This window comes from Nocardia sp. CA-151230, assembly GCF_050942175.1.
GTDB lineage: Bacteria > Actinomycetota > Actinomycetes > Mycobacteriales > Mycobacteriaceae > Nocardia.
The window spans coordinates 5,652,098-5,667,984 of sequence record NZ_CP192061.1 but is presented as its reverse complement, the minus strand read 5'-3'; the positions used below and the strand labels follow the sequence as shown (position 1 = coordinate 5,667,984).

At 70.2% G+C, this 15,887-nt stretch carries 12 protein-coding genes; 9 read left to right on the top strand and 3 right to left on the bottom strand.

Going from position 1 to position 15,887, the window contains the following annotated elements; translation table 11 throughout:
* Window positions 1–4: 4 nt before the first annotated feature.
* From ACQP1O_RS26915 to ACQP1O_RS26905, 3 genes are read right to left on the bottom strand one after another with little or no spacing between them, the layout of a single operon-like run.
* Window positions 5–871: a metallophosphoesterase gene (locus ACQP1O_RS26915; protein WP_433561235.1), complete on the bottom strand. Its 867-nt coding sequence runs from the start codon at window positions 869–871 to the stop codon at window positions 5–7.
* Window positions 868–2,238, bottom strand: coding sequence for an ABC transporter substrate-binding protein (locus tag ACQP1O_RS26910; RefSeq protein WP_433561234.1), 1,371 nt, complete (start codon window positions 2,236–2,238; stop codon window positions 868–870). Before ACQP1O_RS26910 ends, ACQP1O_RS26915 begins: the two co-directional genes overlap by 4 nt.
* A 30-nt stretch (window positions 2,239–2,268) precedes the next feature.
* The gene (locus tag ACQP1O_RS26905) at window positions 2,269–3,393 is read right to left on the bottom strand and encodes an ABC transporter ATP-binding protein (RefSeq protein WP_433561233.1); all 1,125 of its coding nucleotides are present in this window, start codon (window positions 3,391–3,393) and stop codon (window positions 2,269–2,271) included.
* A 233-nt stretch (window positions 3,394–3,626) separates the two neighbouring features.
* Between ACQP1O_RS26905 and ACQP1O_RS26900 the strand changes: the two genes are divergently transcribed.
* The 9 genes from ACQP1O_RS26900 (at window position 3,627) to ACQP1O_RS26860 (ending at window position 15,886) form a co-directional block, all read left to right on the top strand.
* A complete protein-coding gene (locus ACQP1O_RS26900; RefSeq protein WP_433561232.1) occupies window positions 3,627–4,313 on the top strand; it encodes a hypothetical protein in 687 nt (228 codons plus the stop codon).
* Window positions 4,314–4,751: 438 nt separating this feature from the next.
* On the top strand, window positions 4,752–7,478 hold the full coding sequence (locus ACQP1O_RS26895) for a phosphoenolpyruvate synthase (protein WP_433561231.1): 2,727 nt from the start codon (window positions 4,752–4,754) through the stop codon (window positions 7,476–7,478).
* Window positions 7,475–10,990: an AMP-binding protein gene (locus tag ACQP1O_RS26890; RefSeq protein ID WP_433561230.1), complete on the top strand. Its 3,516-nt coding sequence runs from the start codon at window positions 7,475–7,477 to the stop codon at window positions 10,988–10,990. Before ACQP1O_RS26895 ends, ACQP1O_RS26890 begins: the two co-directional genes overlap by 4 nt.
* Window positions 10,987–11,268 carry an acyl carrier protein gene (locus ACQP1O_RS26885; RefSeq protein ID WP_433561229.1) on the top strand — a complete coding sequence of 94 codons (282 nt, stop codon included), beginning with the start codon at window positions 10,987–10,989 and terminating at the stop codon, window positions 11,266–11,268. Before ACQP1O_RS26890 ends, ACQP1O_RS26885 begins: the two co-directional genes overlap by 4 nt.
* On the top strand, window positions 11,265–12,374 hold the full coding sequence (locus ACQP1O_RS26880; RefSeq protein ID WP_433561228.1) for an SDR family oxidoreductase: 1,110 nt from the start codon (window positions 11,265–11,267) through the stop codon (window positions 12,372–12,374). Before ACQP1O_RS26885 ends, ACQP1O_RS26880 begins: the two co-directional genes overlap by 4 nt.
* The gene (locus tag ACQP1O_RS26875; RefSeq protein WP_433561227.1) at window positions 12,371–13,306 is read left to right on the top strand and encodes a nucleoside-diphosphate kinase; all 936 of its coding nucleotides are present in this window, start codon (window positions 12,371–12,373) and stop codon (window positions 13,304–13,306) included. The genes ACQP1O_RS26880 and ACQP1O_RS26875 overlap by 4 nt, the downstream gene beginning before the upstream one ends.
* On the top strand, window positions 13,303–14,310 hold the full coding sequence (locus tag ACQP1O_RS26870) for a ScbA/BarX family gamma-butyrolactone biosynthesis protein (protein WP_433561226.1): 1,008 nt from the start codon (window positions 13,303–13,305) through the stop codon (window positions 14,308–14,310). The genes ACQP1O_RS26875 and ACQP1O_RS26870 overlap by 4 nt, the downstream gene beginning before the upstream one ends.
* Window positions 14,310–14,942: a nitroreductase family protein gene (locus tag ACQP1O_RS26865; RefSeq protein ID WP_433561225.1), complete on the top strand. Its 633-nt coding sequence runs from the start codon at window positions 14,310–14,312 to the stop codon at window positions 14,940–14,942. Before ACQP1O_RS26870 ends, ACQP1O_RS26865 begins: the two co-directional genes overlap by 1 nt.
* Window positions 14,939–15,886 carry a hypothetical protein gene (locus tag ACQP1O_RS26860; RefSeq protein WP_433561224.1) on the top strand — a complete coding sequence of 316 codons (948 nt, stop codon included), beginning with the start codon at window positions 14,939–14,941 and terminating at the stop codon, window positions 15,884–15,886. Before ACQP1O_RS26865 ends, ACQP1O_RS26860 begins: the two co-directional genes overlap by 4 nt.
* Window position 15,887: the final 1 nt, after the last annotated feature.

Genomic DNA, 15,887 nt, shown 5'->3' with positions numbered 1-15,887 from the left:
ACCGCTAGCCCTTTCCGGACGCGAGAGCCCGGAGACGCTCCTGCACCTCGGTGTCCGACTTGTCGTAGAGCCGGGTCGTGGGTGTCGTCTCGACGGCGCTGGCGATGATCGCTGTGTCCAGGATGTCGATCCGGGTGAAACCCGAACCGGCGATGCCGTATTGACGGCCTGCCGGTGACATGGCGTCGATGCGGTAGGCCAGCGCGGGTCCGACCCACACCGGGATGCCCGCCAGCGCGGAGGCCGCGGTCATGTGGTTGTGGCCGCAGAGGATCATGCGGACATCGGTGCCGGTGAGCACCTCGGCCAGCCGATCGGCATTGCGCAGCTTGAGGAATTCGGCGGCGGGGACGGCCGAGGGCAGCGGCGGGTGATGCAGCACCAGGAGGCTGCCCAGGCGCGCGGGCTCGCGGAGCTGGGCGGCCAGCCAGTCGAGCTGGCTGTCCTCCAGCCGACCGTGGTGTTGTCCGGGTGTGGTGGAGTCGAGGCCGATGAGGCGCAGCCCCGCAACGTCCAGGACCTGATCGTGGGGCGCGGCGGCCGCCGCCGAACCGGGGTCGTACCCGAACAGCTCGATCCCGAAAGCCGTTCGCTCGTCATGATTTCCCATCACGTAGAGCACCTGCGCGCCGAGTTCGGCCGCCACCGGTTCCACGGCCGCGCGCAGCCGCCGATACGCCTCGGGTGCGCCGGTGTCGGCCAGATCGCCGGACAGGATGAGCGCGTCGATGCGCCGCCCGCCGGTGCGGAGAATGTCGAGGACGTGCAACAGGACCGCATGGGTGTCCACCGCGCCCAGGACGCGCTCACCGTTCGGGCGCAGGTGGGTGTCGGTGAGCTGGACCAGGATCGGAGCGTCGGCCGGGTTCATGACGCGGGCAGGAGTTCGGCGCCCTCGGCGCGGGCGGCGGACAGCGTGGTCTGTGGATCCTTGCCCTGGAACACGACCGACTCGACCGCGTCCATCATGCCGTCGCGGATCTGCAGATAGTCGTTGCCGGGCAGGGAGACCCAGGGTTCCATGGTGGCCAGCTGCGCGACATTCGGGGCCAGCAGCGGGTTCTGAGCGGCCCAGGAGCCGAGGACAGCGGGATCGGTCATCATCTCGGAGCGCAGCGGCAGGTAGCCGATGTTCTGGGAGATCTTCACGTAGGACTCCTCGCTGGTGAGGTATTGGATCAGCTCCCAGGCCGCGCGCTGCTTGGCCGGGTCGCTGGATAGAATGTGCAGGCCCGCACCGGAATTGGTGGGGACGGCCGGTTTGTCGCCGAAGCGGGGCATCGGGGCCGAGCGCAGGTCCCACTTGTCCTTGGCCCCGGCCACGAAGGTGCCCTGGATGGCGCTGGTCTCGAGGATCATGCCGATCTCGCCGCGCGCGAACGCCTCGTAGCCCTGTTTCTGGGCGAGCTTGGGCATGGCGCCGGTGGTCACCAGATCCTGGGCCATCCGGGTGGCCTCGACGGCGGGGGCGTCGGCGTAGGTGAGGGTGCGGCGGTCCTCGGAGATGACACGGCCGCCGTCGGAACGGACCAGGGACTGGAAGCACCAGTCCTTCGCGGATTTCGTGAGGCAGTCGATGTAGACGCCGCCCCGGCCGGTCCTGGCATTGATCGCCTTCCCGTAGTCGGCGACCTCCTGCCAGGTCACCGGCGGTTTGGCGGGATCGAGTCCGGCGGCGGTGAAAAGGCTTGCGTTGTAATACAACACCGGCGTGGAGAACACGAACGGGACGCCGTAGGTGTGGCCGTCCCAGTCGTCCAGGGTTCGGGCGCGCGGGTGGTAGTGGAAGCGGGCGCCGTCGAAGTTCTGCTGCACGGCCTGCCGGCCGAACAGGGTGTCGAGGGGCTTGGCCTGCAGCTGGTGGACGGTGAAATCCAGGTCGCTGAAACCCAGTTGGGCGATATCGGGCGGGTGGCCGGCGACCATCTGGTTCTGAATGCTCGAGATGGTGTCGGTGGCCGGATTGGGGCTGTTGCCCTGCGGCTTCTGTGCGGTGACCTTGATGTTCGGGAACTTCTTGGTGAAGTCCGCGATCAAGGCGTTGAAGGTGTCGGTCCAGGGGCCGGCGAGGCCGTAGTTGTAGGACTCGAAGACGATCGAAACCTGTTGTCCGGGACGCAGTTCCGGGACCTGTGCGGTGGGGGTGGCGCTGTTGGTGGTGGTGCCGCCCAGTCCGCAGCTGGTGAGGGCCAGGACGGCGGCGGACACCAGGCCCAGCAGGGGCACGGTGCGCTTCACGGGATTCTCCTGAGGGGGTCGGGGCCGGGATCAGGCGACGGATACGGCCGTCGCGTCGTGGACGGTCGGGGCTTCGGGTTCCTGCCAGACGAGCCGGTGGCCGGACGCCCGGTCGAAGAGGTGGATGTCGGCGGGATCCACCCGCAGCCGGAGGTCGTCGCCGGCCTGGACTCCGGCGGGACGGGCGGCCCGGACACAGCAATCGATTCCTGCCGCGTCGAGGTGGATGAGCTCCTCGCTGCCCAGGTTCTCGACCATGGTCACGCGCCCGCGGATATCGGTGGCGGTGGCATCGATCCGCAGGCGTTCGGGGCGGATTCCGGCGAGAATCTCCGGGCCCGAGGGTGATCCGGCCGAAATACCGAGCGACGCATCGATGCCCGCCGCGCGGACCCTCAGCTCGCCGTCGAGCGAAACGACCTCGGCCGGAAAGAGATTCATCGGCGGGGCGCCCAGGAAACCCGCCACGAAGGCGGTAATGGGCCGGTCGTAGAGCTCCTCGGGGCTGCCGACCTGCGCCACCCGGCCCGCATGGAGCAAGGCGATCCGGGTGGCCATGGTCATGGCCTCAACCTGGTCGTGGGTGACGTACACGAACGTGGACCCGAGGCGCCGATGCAGGGCGATGAGTTCGGCACGGGTCGCGCTGCGCAGCTTCGCGTCCAGATTGGACAGCGGCTCGTCCATGAGGAACGCGCCCGGATCGCGAACCATGGCGCGCGCCAGGGCGACTCGCTGCCGCTGCCCGCCCGAGAGCGCGGCCGGGCGGCGCTCCAGCAGCTGCGAGAGCTCCAGCGCGCCCGCGACCTCGGCCACCCGCTCGGCTGTCCGGGCGCGGGACCAGCGGCGCGAGCGCAGTGGGAAGCCGATGTTCTTCGCCACCGTCAGGTGCGGGTACAGCGCGTAGCTCTGGAACACCATCGCCAGGTCGCGCTGCTGCGGGGCGATATCGGTGATATCGATGCCGTCCAGCAGGATTCGGCCCGAGCTGGGTTCCTCCAGACCCGCGATCATGCGCAGCAGCGTGGACTTGCCGCACCCGCTGGGGCCGAGCAGCACCAGGAATTCACCGTCGGCGATGTCGAGGCTCACCTCGTGCACCGCGTACTCGGCGCCGAATCGTTTCGACACCGCGTCGATCTGCAGCCGGGCCACCGCTCTCCTTTCTCCGGGACCGCACGGGCTTTCGCCGAGGTCGTACGGCGTCCTGCGCCCAGTCTCGGTCCGGTGCGCCCGGCACGGCGCGGCGATCGGCACTGCCTATCGGTCGAATCGAGCAGCGCGCGCGACCTCGCGACGGTGGGAGCGCTCCGACACGGTGAGCTCGACGCCCGGCGATCCACGGGCGATCTCGGAAATCCCCAGAGAGAAACAGGCAGACCTTCAGGATGAGGAAAACCGCTGCGGCATCCGTGCTGCTCACCGCGTCGGTGAGCCTCGGTGCGATCGTCACCGGCACCGCGGCCGCCGACACACCCGGCCCCGTGAACTACACCGCCGACTCCACCGCTACCACCACCATCGTCCGTACCGACGCGGGCTCGATGACCGTCGAGGACGGCATCTTCAAGATCGAGGCCGCCGACGGCACGGTGCTGGCCGGCACCGAATTATCCTTCCGCGTCGACGATTTCGTCTTCCCCATCGCCGCCGACATCAAGGACCGCACCGCTACCCTGACCCCGCAGTTCGACGTGGCTCACGCCGTCTACCAGCCCGTCGCCCTCCCGTACGAGGGCCAGGCCCCCTGGAAAACCCCTTACGACCGCGAACAGGCCGCGTGGGGCCGCATGCGCGACACCATCTCCGCCGGCGCCACCGTCGGCACCCTCGTCGGCGGTCTCGGCGGCGCGGCCCTCGGCTGCCTGGCCGGGGCCACCGTCGGCGCCACCCTCACCGGCGCCCTCGCTCTCCTGTTCGGCGCGGGCCCCCTCGCGGGTTGTGTTGCCGGGGCCGCAGCGGTCGGCTTCCTCGGCACCATCGCCGGCCAGCTCTTCGTCACCGCCCCCGTGGCCATCGCCGCTGCCGTGCAATACTTCACCACCGTCACCCAGCCCTTCACCCCGGCGAAGTGACTCCCACGGCTCGGAGAGATCACCCCCGACGGTGAACTCTCACATGCGTTGCTCCCGAGCCCTTTCCCAACCGGGAGCAACGCATGCCGGCCCACGCCCACACTGGTCCGCTCTCCGAAAAGCCAACCGCCTTGCCGCTGATGACCGTGCGACACTTCGGCGCGACGCGCCGTAACGTGTTGTCGTGCACCAGGATATGCAGTACTGCCAGCTTGCGCCGGTGGCCGGCGGTTATCGGAGCTTTGCCGTGCCGTCCGGCAGTGTCGCACTCGCTGTGCGAATTGCACGGCGTGGCTTCGGCCGTGATGGTGGCTCGAGGAACCGGGGTGTGGCAGACCCAAGAAGCTTGGGCTGGTGAGCGTTTGAAGCGTGGACTACTCAAAGTAGAACCCCTGATCTTGCTCCGGCATTCGCTGTGATGCGACTGGCCTCAGGGGGATGGGAGAGGTTGTGCGGTTGCTCGGCCCTTGGTCGGATTCGGTGGACGTCGCCGCGTACGGGGGTGGGAAGGCGCGGGGGCTGTACGCACTGGGGGAGGTGGGGGTGCGGGTGCCGGAGTGGGTGGCGCTCGGCACGGAGGTGTTCGACGGGTTCGCGACCGCGGCCGGCCTGACGGGGGAATTGGAGGGGTTCACGGCGCTCGGGGACGTCGAGGCCGCGGTGGAACGGGCTGCTGAGCTGCGCGGGGCGCTGGCGGCCGCGGAGGTGTCCGAGGCGGTGGTGGCGGTGATCGGCGAGGCCTGGGAGCGGCTCGGGCCGGAGCCCATCGCGGTGCGGTCGTCGATGTCGGCCGAGGACGGGGCGGAGGCTTCGTTCGCCGGGCAGTTCGACAGCCACCTGAACGTGCACGGTCTCGAAGCGGTGATCGCCCGGGTGCGGGACTGCTGGGTGTCGGCGTTCTCCGAGCGTGCGGTGCGATATGCGTTCGCGCACGGCCTGTCTCGCGCCTACGCGCCCGCGGTGGTGTTACAGCGATTGATCTCGGCGCGATCCAGTGGTGTGGTGTTCACGCGGAATCCGATGACCGGTGCGGACGACGAGCTGGTGATCAGCGCCGTCTACGGGCTGGGGGAGGGGCTGGTGTCCGGCGCGGTCGACGCCGACTCGATGATCCTGGACCGGGACACCGGTTACCTGCTCGATATTACGTTGGGGGACAAGGATATTAGCGTCGAGCCCAGCGACGGCCAGGGCTGCGCGACGGTGGAGGTCGAGGCCGGTCGACGTGGCGAGCGGGTGCTGACCGACGCCGAGACCGCCGAGCTGGCCGAGATAGCCCGGAAGGTCGAAATATCCTGTGGCGCACCGCAGGACATCGAATGGGCCATGGACGACACCGGTGTGTGGCTGCTGCAGACCCGGCCGATCACCGCGACCGCGTCGACGCTGTCCGCGCGCGAGGTCGAACTGCGCGGCGCGGGCGAGCGGGTGGGTCCCGGTGAGTCGCGAATCTGGGACAACTCCAACATCATCGAGAGCTTCAGCGGCGTCACCTCACCGCTGACCTACACCACCGCCGCCGATATCTACGGCCGCGTGTACCGCGGCTACGCGGCCTCTCTGGGGGTGCCGCCCGAGCAGCTGCGGCAGACCGATGCGTGGACTCCCGTGCTGCTGGGCAGCTTTCACGGCCGCGTCTACTACAACCTGCTGCACTGGTACCGCATGGTCGGCATCGCGCCCGGCTACCCGCTCAACCGCCGGGTGCTCGAGGCCGCCCTCGGCGTGGCCGAACCGCTGCCGGCGGATATCGCGAAGACGCTGCGCCCCTTCGAATTCGACAGCGCGGCGGCCCGGCTGCGCTCGCGCGCGCTCACCACGGTGATCTACGCCCGCCGCCTGTTCGGCATCGACGACCTGGTCGACCGGTTCATGACCGACTTCTACCGCGTCTACGACGAGTACGACGCCGTGGACTACACCGCGCTGAGCGGCGAGCAGGCCTACCGCTCCTATCGCACGGTGGAGGGCGACCTGGTGCGGCGGTGGGGCCCGCTCATGGTGCTCGACGCCATCCTGCTCACCTGTACGGGCCTGATGTTCCTGCTGACCAAGCTGTTCCTGCCCAGGGCGCCGGAATGGTTCCTCTACGCCGTGGTCGGTCCGGGCGCGGATGTCGAATCCGCCGAGCCGGCCCGCGCCATGACCGAACTCGCCCGCGTCGTACGCGCTGATCCGGAACTGAACGACATCATCAATTCGACTGCGCCGGAGGCGATTCACGACGCGCTGCGGGCCGCCGGCCGTACCGAGTTCCTCGCCGCCCTCGATGACTATCTGGACCGCTACGGCTACCGCAGCCTCGACGAGCTGAAGCTGGAAACACCGGATCTGCGCGAGAATCCGGCCAATCTGTTCGTCATGTTGCGCAGTGCGGTCGGCCGTGCCGGCGACACCGTGACCGCGAACCGCGCCGGGGAAGCCGATGCCTACCTCGACACGCATCTCGGCCACGGCGTCCGGCGGCGGATCTACGAACGCCTGCGCACCAAGGTCTCCCGCTGCGCCGCCCACCGCGAGCGGCTGCGCTTCTGCCGCACCCGCGCGTTCGGCATGGTCAAGCGCATGATCCGGGTGATGGGCCGGGATCTGGCGGCACGCGGCGTCATCGACGAGTTCGAGGACGTGTTCCAGCTGACCGTCGAGGAACTGCGCGGCTGCTACGAGGGCGCGGACACGGACCGTCTGCGCGAGGTGGTGACGGTGCGGAAGTCACTGCGCGCCAAGGATTCCACGCTGGTGGCCCCGGCCCGCTTCCGCACCGTCGGACCTCGGCTGGGCAATGCCGAACTGGCCGAGCAGGGCTGGGTGCCGGTCACCGCGACGGCCGCGGCCACTCCCGGCACGGTGCTCACCGGAACCCCGTCGGCGGCGGGCATTGTCGAGGGCGCCGTGGTGATCGTGGACGAACCCCGCGACGTGGCCGGCGGCATCCTCGTCGCCTACCGCACCGATCCGGGCTGGGTGGCGGCCCTGCCCTCGGCGTCGGCGCTGGTCATCGAACGCGGCAGCCCGCTCACCCACGTGGCGATCGTGGCACGCGAGCTGGGCGTGCCGACCGTGGTCCAGCTACCCGGGATCACCCGCCAATTGCGCAGCGGCATGCGTATTCGAGTCGATGGGGCCGCCGGCACCGTCACCGTGCTTCCCGAAGGAGACCAGTGATCGACCACGTGAACGACGAAGCGACCGTGCGCAGGTGGCTGATCGAGCCCTCGGCCGGCACCGGGCTGTACCTGGCCGACGAGGCCGACGGATGGGAGTACCGCAGCTATCGGGACCTGGCCGACCAGGTGTGGTCGATCGCGGACCTGCTGCGGGCCGCGGGACTCGGCAGCGGTGACGGCGCGTGCGTGATCATGCCGACCGGATTCCCGTGTGTGGCGGCCTTCTACGCGGTGTGGGCGTGCGGCGGGGTGTTCACCCCGGTCGCGCCGCCCATGTTCGGCGACCTGGAGCAGATCGTCGCGCACATCGCGGGCATCGTCGAGCAGGCCGCGCCCCGCGTGGTGGTCACCTCCCCGGAGTTCGAGACCTTCGTGCGCAGCGCCTGCCTCGCGGCCGGTCGCACCGACGAACCGGTGGTCGTCCATGCCGCGGCGCTGTCCGCCGCCCCCGCGACCCGCGAGCTCGCCGACGTGTCGGAAGTGGCACTGCTGCAGTTCACCTCGGGTTCCTCGGGCGCACCGCGCGGTGTGCGGGTGAGCTGGCACAACCTGGCCAACAACATCGCCATGATCACCCGCCTCATCGACTGGCGGCCGGGCGAGACCATGGTGTCCTGGCTGCCGCTCTACCACGACATGGGCCTGGTCGGCGCGTTCCTGCAGGGCGTCACCAACCAGGCCGATCTGTACCTCATGCGCCCCGACCAGTTCGTGCGCGACCCGCTGCGCTGGCTGCGCGCCATGACCCGCGCTCAGCACGCGCCGTCGCCGTCGTTCGCGCTCGGCTATGTGGCGCACCGGGTCCGGCCCGAGGAGATCGCCGGCCTGGATCTGTCGGGCTGGCGGACGCTGGCCATCGGCTCCGAACCGGTCGAGGTGGCCGATCTGCAGGCCTTCGCGAATCTGACCGGCCCGCAGGGCTTCTCGATGGGCGCCTTCACCCTCGCCTACGGGCTGGCCGAGGCGACGCTGATGGTGACCTCCTCGCCCACCCGGCGGCCCATCACCGCGCTGCGGCTGGACAATCCGAATCTGCGCTTCGGCGAACGGGTTCCGGTGCTGGAGGAGGCGATGCTCGACGACACCCACCGGGTGGCGGGCGCGGGCTGGATCACCGGGCTCGGCTTCTCCACCCCCGAATCCACCGTGACCGTGGTCGACGACGAGGGCCGGGAACTGCCCGACGGTGTCCTGGGCGAGATGGTGGTGACCGGAGACTCGGTGGCGCTCGGCTACTCCGGGGAGGCGAGCGTGACCTCGTCCACCCGCCTGGAGAACGGTCGCCTGTACTCGGGTGACGCCGGATTCCTCTACCGCGGTGAGGTTTTCGTCCTCGGTCGGATGGGCACCAGCATCAAGGTGCGGGGCCGCTCGGTGTTCATGGAGGACATCGAATCCCGGGTCGCCCAGGAAACCGGGCTCACCAAGGGCAAGCTCGCCGCTGTCGGCCTCGTCGAGGCCGGACTCCAGGGTGTCGCCCTCTTCGCCGAAACCGCGCCCGGCGACTGGATTCCGCAGGCCCGCGACCTCATTCGCGGCCATCTCGGACCCGCCCAGACCGTGCACATCGTCACCGGGCCGCGCGGCCTCATCCGCCGCACCTCGAGCGGCAAACCGCGCCGCCGCCACATGTGGCAGCTGCTGCGGGACGGCGCCCTCACGGGCGCGGTGCTGCACGAGGTGGATACCGCTGCGGAGCAACACACTTCCCTCCAGCCGGTACAGGCCGTGCCGCGACCCGGGATGCCCATGGACAGGCTGCGACAGCTCCTGGACGGCGCCCTACGGTCGGTCGCCGTTCCCGAGGACGCCGCTGTCCTGTTCGAGGGCTCGCTGGCCGAGGGTTTCGGTAATGCGGGCTCGGACATCGACTTCCTGGTGGTGGCTCCCGGCGCGGACGAACTGCCGACCCTGCCGACCGTCCTGTTCCTCGACGGTCGCCGCGTCGAGGTCCGCACCCGCTCGGTGGCTCAGCTGCGCCGGCAACTCGAGCGGGCCGCCACCGACCCGGACGAGGACGGCCTCAACCGATGCCAGCGCTTCCTGCGGGCCACGGTCGTCCGACCCGGCACGGTCGATCTGGACCAGCTGCGCGGAATCCTCACCCACGACGCCTTCACCACCCTCGTCGCCGACTGGTGGGTCACCCGCGCCCGCCACGCCCTGGGCTACGCCATCGCCCTGCGCGCCTTCGGAGCTCACACCGAAGCCGGGGCCTGGGCCGACGACGGCCTCCGGCAAGCCGTGAAGGCCTGGCTCGCCCGGCGCGGCGAAACCTACCTCGAAACCAAATGGCTGCCACAGCAACTCGATCGCACCGCCCCCGATGCGCTGATCGACCGCTACCGCGAGCTGACCGCCGCCGACGACCGGGAGGCCGCGAGCAGCGAGGGCGATTCCGGGAGGCCCGCGCCCCTCGAACCGACTGGATCATCGGATTCCGGTGGGGAGGTCACCGGGACGATCGTCACCCCTGCCGACGCGGAGCCTCGGGGCGGTGCGCGGTGGGCTGCCACCGTGGCCCTGGCCGCAGAGCTCGGCGTGGCGGGCGTCGCGGACGACCCGCACCAGCTGATCTTCACGCGGCGTCCCGCTGTCACGACCTGGCCGCTGGCCGGCCACCTGCACGTGCTGCGTTCCGGCAGTGAGGTTTTCGTGCTGTCCGAGGCGGGAGCCCAGGCGTGGCGGTCGGTGGTTTTCCGGCGGTCGATCCGGGATGTGATGGCGCGCGCTCCCCGCGATATCGGGGCGGAGCTGGCGGAGTTCGTCCGGCTGGGGTTCGTCGGATTGCAGTGGCGGGGCGGACAGGAGCTCGAACCGGCCCTCGCCATGTGCAAACCGGTCGAGGCGTACACGCCGGTGGCCGTGGTGGCGACGCCCGCGCTGGGACTCACCGGGGCGGCGCGCGGGGAGGGAATCGCGACGCTGTCGCCGCTGCCTGCCCGGCGGTTCATCGGGGCCGGTCTGAATCTGGTGTGGTCCAACGTGGTGCTGGAGAATGCCCGCGAGGATCTGGTGGGCGCGGTCAAGGACGCGCAGGGCGAGGTTGCCGATATCGCCGCGCACCGGCTCATCGCCATGAGTGTGCGAGTGCTGTTGAGCGCGTTCGGCATTCATCCGCTGCCCGCCGATGTGGATCCGGTCGGCACGGTCGCCGGGCTGCTGCCCGCGCATGCCCCCGAGCGGGACATGCTGATCGCGGCACTGGAATCGGCTGCGCACGTGCGGTTCTCGCGCACGCTGCGAAACGGCGGCGACGCGCTGAACGATCTTGCCCGTGTCGACGCCGTCGTCGCCACGGTGCGGTGCCTGGCCGCGGATACCGGTGCGGGCCGGGACTTCCCGGCTTCCTTCGATTCCCGAGAGCAGTGGCAGCGCACCCTCACCCTCGGCTACGACTGGCTGCGGCTGGCCGGGTATCTCGACGCCGACCTGCCCCTGGACGAGGCCCGCGACCTGCTGGCCAGCGGCGGCCAGCAGCCCCACCTGCGAGAGAGCGAGCAGTCATGACCACCGACGCCACTGTCGCCGAACGCGTCCGGCACATCATCACCACCATGGCCCCGCGGCCCGCCGGACTCGGCGGTGCCGCCGACGCGCCGGCGCGTGCCGACGAGCTGCGCCTGATCGAGGACCTCGGCTTCGACTCGCTGCGGCTCATGGAATTGACCGTGGTGCTCGAACAGAGCTTCGCGCTGCCGCGCTACCGGCCCGAACAGCTGATGGGGGTGCTGCGGGTCGGCCAGGTCGTCGATCTGGTCACCCGCACCCTGGAGGTGAGCGCATGAGCGAACGGAACACCGTCCTGCTCACCGGCGCGAGCGGATTGGTCGGGTCGGAAGTCGCCGCCCGGCTCGGCGCCGCCGGCCGCACGGTAGCCGCCGTGCTGCACAGCAACTCGGACATCCGCCGCAACGACGGCAGCGGGTACGAGCCGGACCGGCGGATCACCGGCGACATCCGGCGGCCGCTCTTCGGGCTGGACTCCGCGACGGCGGCCGATCTCGCCGGCCGGGTGGGCATGATCGTGCACTGCGCCGCCACCACCGCCTTCGACGCCACCGCCGAGACCTACGACGAGCTCAATGTGCGCGGCGCGGAGCACGCCGTCGCGCTGGCCCTCGCCTGGGACGTGCCGCTGCTGCACGTCAGCACCGCCTACGTGTGCGGGCTGCGGCACGGCGTCATCCGCGAGGACGAACTGGACGTCGGCCAATCCTTCGGAAACGGCTACGAGCAGAGCAAATTGCGGGCCGAACAGGTGATCCGGGCGGCCGGGTTACGCGGGCTGCGGTGGGCGGTGGTGCGGCCCGGCATCGTCACCGGCGCGCTGGGCGACGGCGTGATCCGCGAGTACAAGAACCTCTACACCGTGGTGAAACTCATGGTCGAGGGCAAGCTGCGCTCCCTGCCGGGCCGCTACGACGCCACGCTCGCCCTGGCCCCGGTCGACCATGTCGCCGACGTGATCGCCGCCGCGGTCACCGATTTCGACAGCGTCGCCGGATCCACCCTGCACGCGGTGGGCCGGGACACGCTGTCACTGCGCGAGGTCTCCGACGTGCTGGCCGAGTACCCGTCCTTCGAGGTCGCGACCTTCGTGCCGGAATCCTCCTTCCGCGCCGAGGATCTCGACCCGATCGAGCGCGAGTACTACCTGCGCATCGGCGCGCTCTACACCAGCTACTTCCAGCGCCGCCTGTCCTTCGACACCAGCAATGCGGACCGCCTGCTGGACCGGCTCCCACCGCAGACCGGCAAGGACTACCTGCGGACGCTGCTGGATCACTGCCTGGAGTCCGGCTACCTGGGCACGCCGCTGCCGTCCATCGCGGAAACCCTGGCGCGTACCGGAATCGGCGCATCGGCACCGGGAGCGGGGGTCCGGTCGTGACCGACGACGCCCTGCGCACCCTGCTCGCCGACGCGACTCCGTCGAAGGAGAAGGTCGACGCCTACCTCACCGACACCTATGTGCTCGAGACCGTCGAGCAGGCACAGCGGCTCGGCATCGACGCCGCCGCCTTCGCCCGCGAGCACTCGCTGCTGCTGCTGAAACCGGACGCCATCGTCGCCCGGGCCGTCGAACCGACCCTGAACTGGCTGGCGGACAACGACTTCCAGGTGGTGGACGCCCGCCGCGTGGTGGTGGACCGGCATGTGGCCCGCGCCCTGTGGTACTTCGCCTGGAACATCGCCTCCCCGGAGCGGCGGCGGCTGGCCGACCTGCTGGTGGGGATCTCCGACGTCCTGGTGCTCGTCGTCCGCGGCCCGGTCGCCGACCTGCCGACACCGGTGCGCCTGACCGCGGCCAAGGGCGCGACCGACCCCCGCAAACGGCAGCCCGGTGAACTGCGCTACCTGCTCGGCCGCCACAACTACCTGCTCAATCTCGTCCATTCCCCGGACGATCCCGCCGACGTGCTGCGCGAACTCGCCATCTACTTCGACGAGACCACCCGCGCCCAGGTGTTCGCCCACGCACTCGAGGCGCGCGACCGCACCGACGCGGCGGCCGCGCTGGCCCGCGACCTCTACGACCGGGCCCCCGCCCGCAGCTTCGAGCGCTCCGACGCCATCGCCCGGCTGTGCGCCGAACTGGGTTCCGCCGCAATGAAATCCCTGGACGACCGGATCTCCGCGGCCGAACCCGGCTCCCCGGCCGCCCAGGCCGCGCTGCTGGACGTGGCGTGGTCCAGTGGCCACGAGCTCGACCCCTGGTCGCTCATCGTGCTGGGTTCCTATGTTCTACCCATGCGCGCCGGGACCGGGTCACAGACCCTGCGCCCGGTCAGCGCGACCGATTGGCTGGAGGCCAGACCGTGACGACGACACAGCCACCCAGAACCGCCCACGCGTTCACCCGGGCCGCCGCAGTGCGCGCCACCCACCTGCGCACCATCCCGCGCGCGCTCGCGCACCGGCACGCGGTCGCGGAGGTCTTCGTGACCTCGCTGGAGGCCGAAACCTCCGGCGCCTTCGTGGCCGGGGCCCAATTGCCGCGCATGCACGGCCATTACGGCGATCACGCCGGTGCGCTGGGCCTGCACCACGACCTGATCGCGGTCATGGAGGCCGCCCGGCAGGCTTCGATCGCGGTGACCCACGAGTTCTTCGACGTGCCCACCGACCGGGCCTTCCTGGTGCGCACCTTCAACGGCAGCGGCATCGACGGCGCGATCTGGGAGATCGGTTCCGCGCCCGCCGATCTCGAACTGCGGGTGCGGGCGCTGCGCGAACACCATCGGGGTGAGCGGCTGGAGGGCCTGGACCTGGTCCTCGACATCAGCTGCCAGGGAGTTCCGATGGGTACCGTGGACGGCTCCTTCTCCTGGGTGGATCGCCGGCAGTGGGCCGCCATCCGTGCGGGCTACCGGAAACATCTGGGCCTGGGGCCCTTCGAGATTCCCGCCTCGCCGGGCACGCGAGCCGCCGCGGCGGTGGTCGGCCGGGAGAATCCCCGGAATGTGGTGATCGGGCCGCCGGAGTCCACCCCGGGCCGTTCCCGCGCCGCGCTGGTCGCCGACACCACCCATCCGATCCTGTTCGACCATCAGCTCGACCATGTGCCCGGCAACCTGCTCATCGAGGCCTGTCGTCAGACCGCGCTCACCACCATGGGCCCGCAACCCCGCCGTTTGATCAGTGTGACAAGCGCTTTCGACCAATTCGTGGAGCTCGACCTGCCCGCCGTGTGCGTGGCCGAGCGCACCGACTCCGGGGTGGACGCCACCGTGGTGCACTGCGAGATCCGCCAGGCCGGCACCGTGGCGGCGCGGATCGACCTCGAATTCGCGGGGGACCTGGCACTGGCGGAGGACGGCGACTGATGGACACCGATCTGCTGACCGGCACCCGCGCGGTCCGCAAACGCCTCGACCTGCAGCGGCCGGTCGACGACCGGGACCTGCGGGAGTGCCTGGAGATCGCCGTGCACGCGCCCAGCGGCTCGAACCGGCAGCCGTGGCGGTTCGTGGTGGTGCGCGACCCCGGGCTCAAATCCCGGATCGGCGAGTACTACCGGAAAGGGTTCGCCGCCAACCTCTCCGGCCGCATACCCCGGCCGGATCAGCTGGCCGATCTCGCCTCGGGGCAGTACCTGGCCGACCACCTGGCCGAGGTGCCCGCGCTGATCCTGGTGTGCGCGCTGGGCCGCCCGCCCGCCGAACCCTCGGCGCTGCGGCTGGCCAGCTTCTACGGGTCGATCTATCCGGCGGTGTGGAATCTCCAGCTGGCCTTACACACACGCGGTCTCGGATCGGCGCTGACCACAGCGCATCTGGCCTACGAGCACGAAGTCGCCGAGCTGCTGGGCATTCCGTTCGAGGAGGTCACCCAGGTGGCCATGCTGCCGGTCGCGCATCTGCTGCCGGGCGGCGGTAAACCCGTGCGCCGCACACCCGCCGCGGAGCTGACCGGCTGGGACGGCTGGCCGACGCCGGGGGAGGTGGCGGCGCCGTGACCGATCTCGCCGAAATCCCTTCCCGCACCGGCCTTCTCACCTCGGTGGGCCGGATCGCACGGTTCACCAAGGTGATGTACAAGCCGCACTACCTGCTGTACGGCGTCCTCTGGGTGCTGGCCCTCGAAGGGACGGCGGCACTGCTGACGCAGCCGGGCGTCGCCTGGCATCCGACCGGCGGGACCGCCGCCCGCATCGGCATCGTCGCGATCGTGCTGCTGTACCTGCGAATGGTCGACGAGCAGAAGGACCTCGAGTACGACCGGGTGCACAATCCGGACCGGCCGCTGGTCACCGGAGCGGTGAGTGCGCTCGAATTGCGCGGTGCCATGGGGGTGATCGCGGTGGTGTCGATCGCGGGCAGCCTCGCGTTGTCGGTGCGCTCGGCGGTGGCCATCGCGGCGGTGCTCGCCTACGGCCTGATTCTCTGGGCGCTGGAACAGCTTTCGGAGACGGTGCGCACCGACATCATGCTCAACCTGGTGGTCACCTATCCGGTGCAGCTGCTGGTGACCGCGTATGTCGTGCTGTCGGCCATCGACACCGGCTCGGCGGCGGCCCACGGCCGGGTCGCGGTGGTGGCGCTGGTGTTCGCCGGAGCCTTCCTGCAGTTCGAGTTCGCCCGCAAGACCTCGCGCAGTGTGCGGCCGGGGGAGATGTACTACTCGAACGCGCTCGGTGCGCTCGGTAGTGCCGGGACGTCGGTCCTGTGCGCACTGGCGGCCGCGGTGTGTGAGATCGCCGTCGCGAAACCGTGGGAGTGGCACGGCGCGGCGGCCGTCCTCGGTTGGATTCCCTTGGTGCTCACGCTGATCCCGGCCATCGGAGCATGGCGGTTCGTGCGATCGCGGGACGACGAGTACCCGGTGCTGCCCGCCGTCCTGTTCATCCTCACCCTGTACCTGACGCTGATCGCGCAGGCGGCGGTGGCCACCCGCGGCTGAG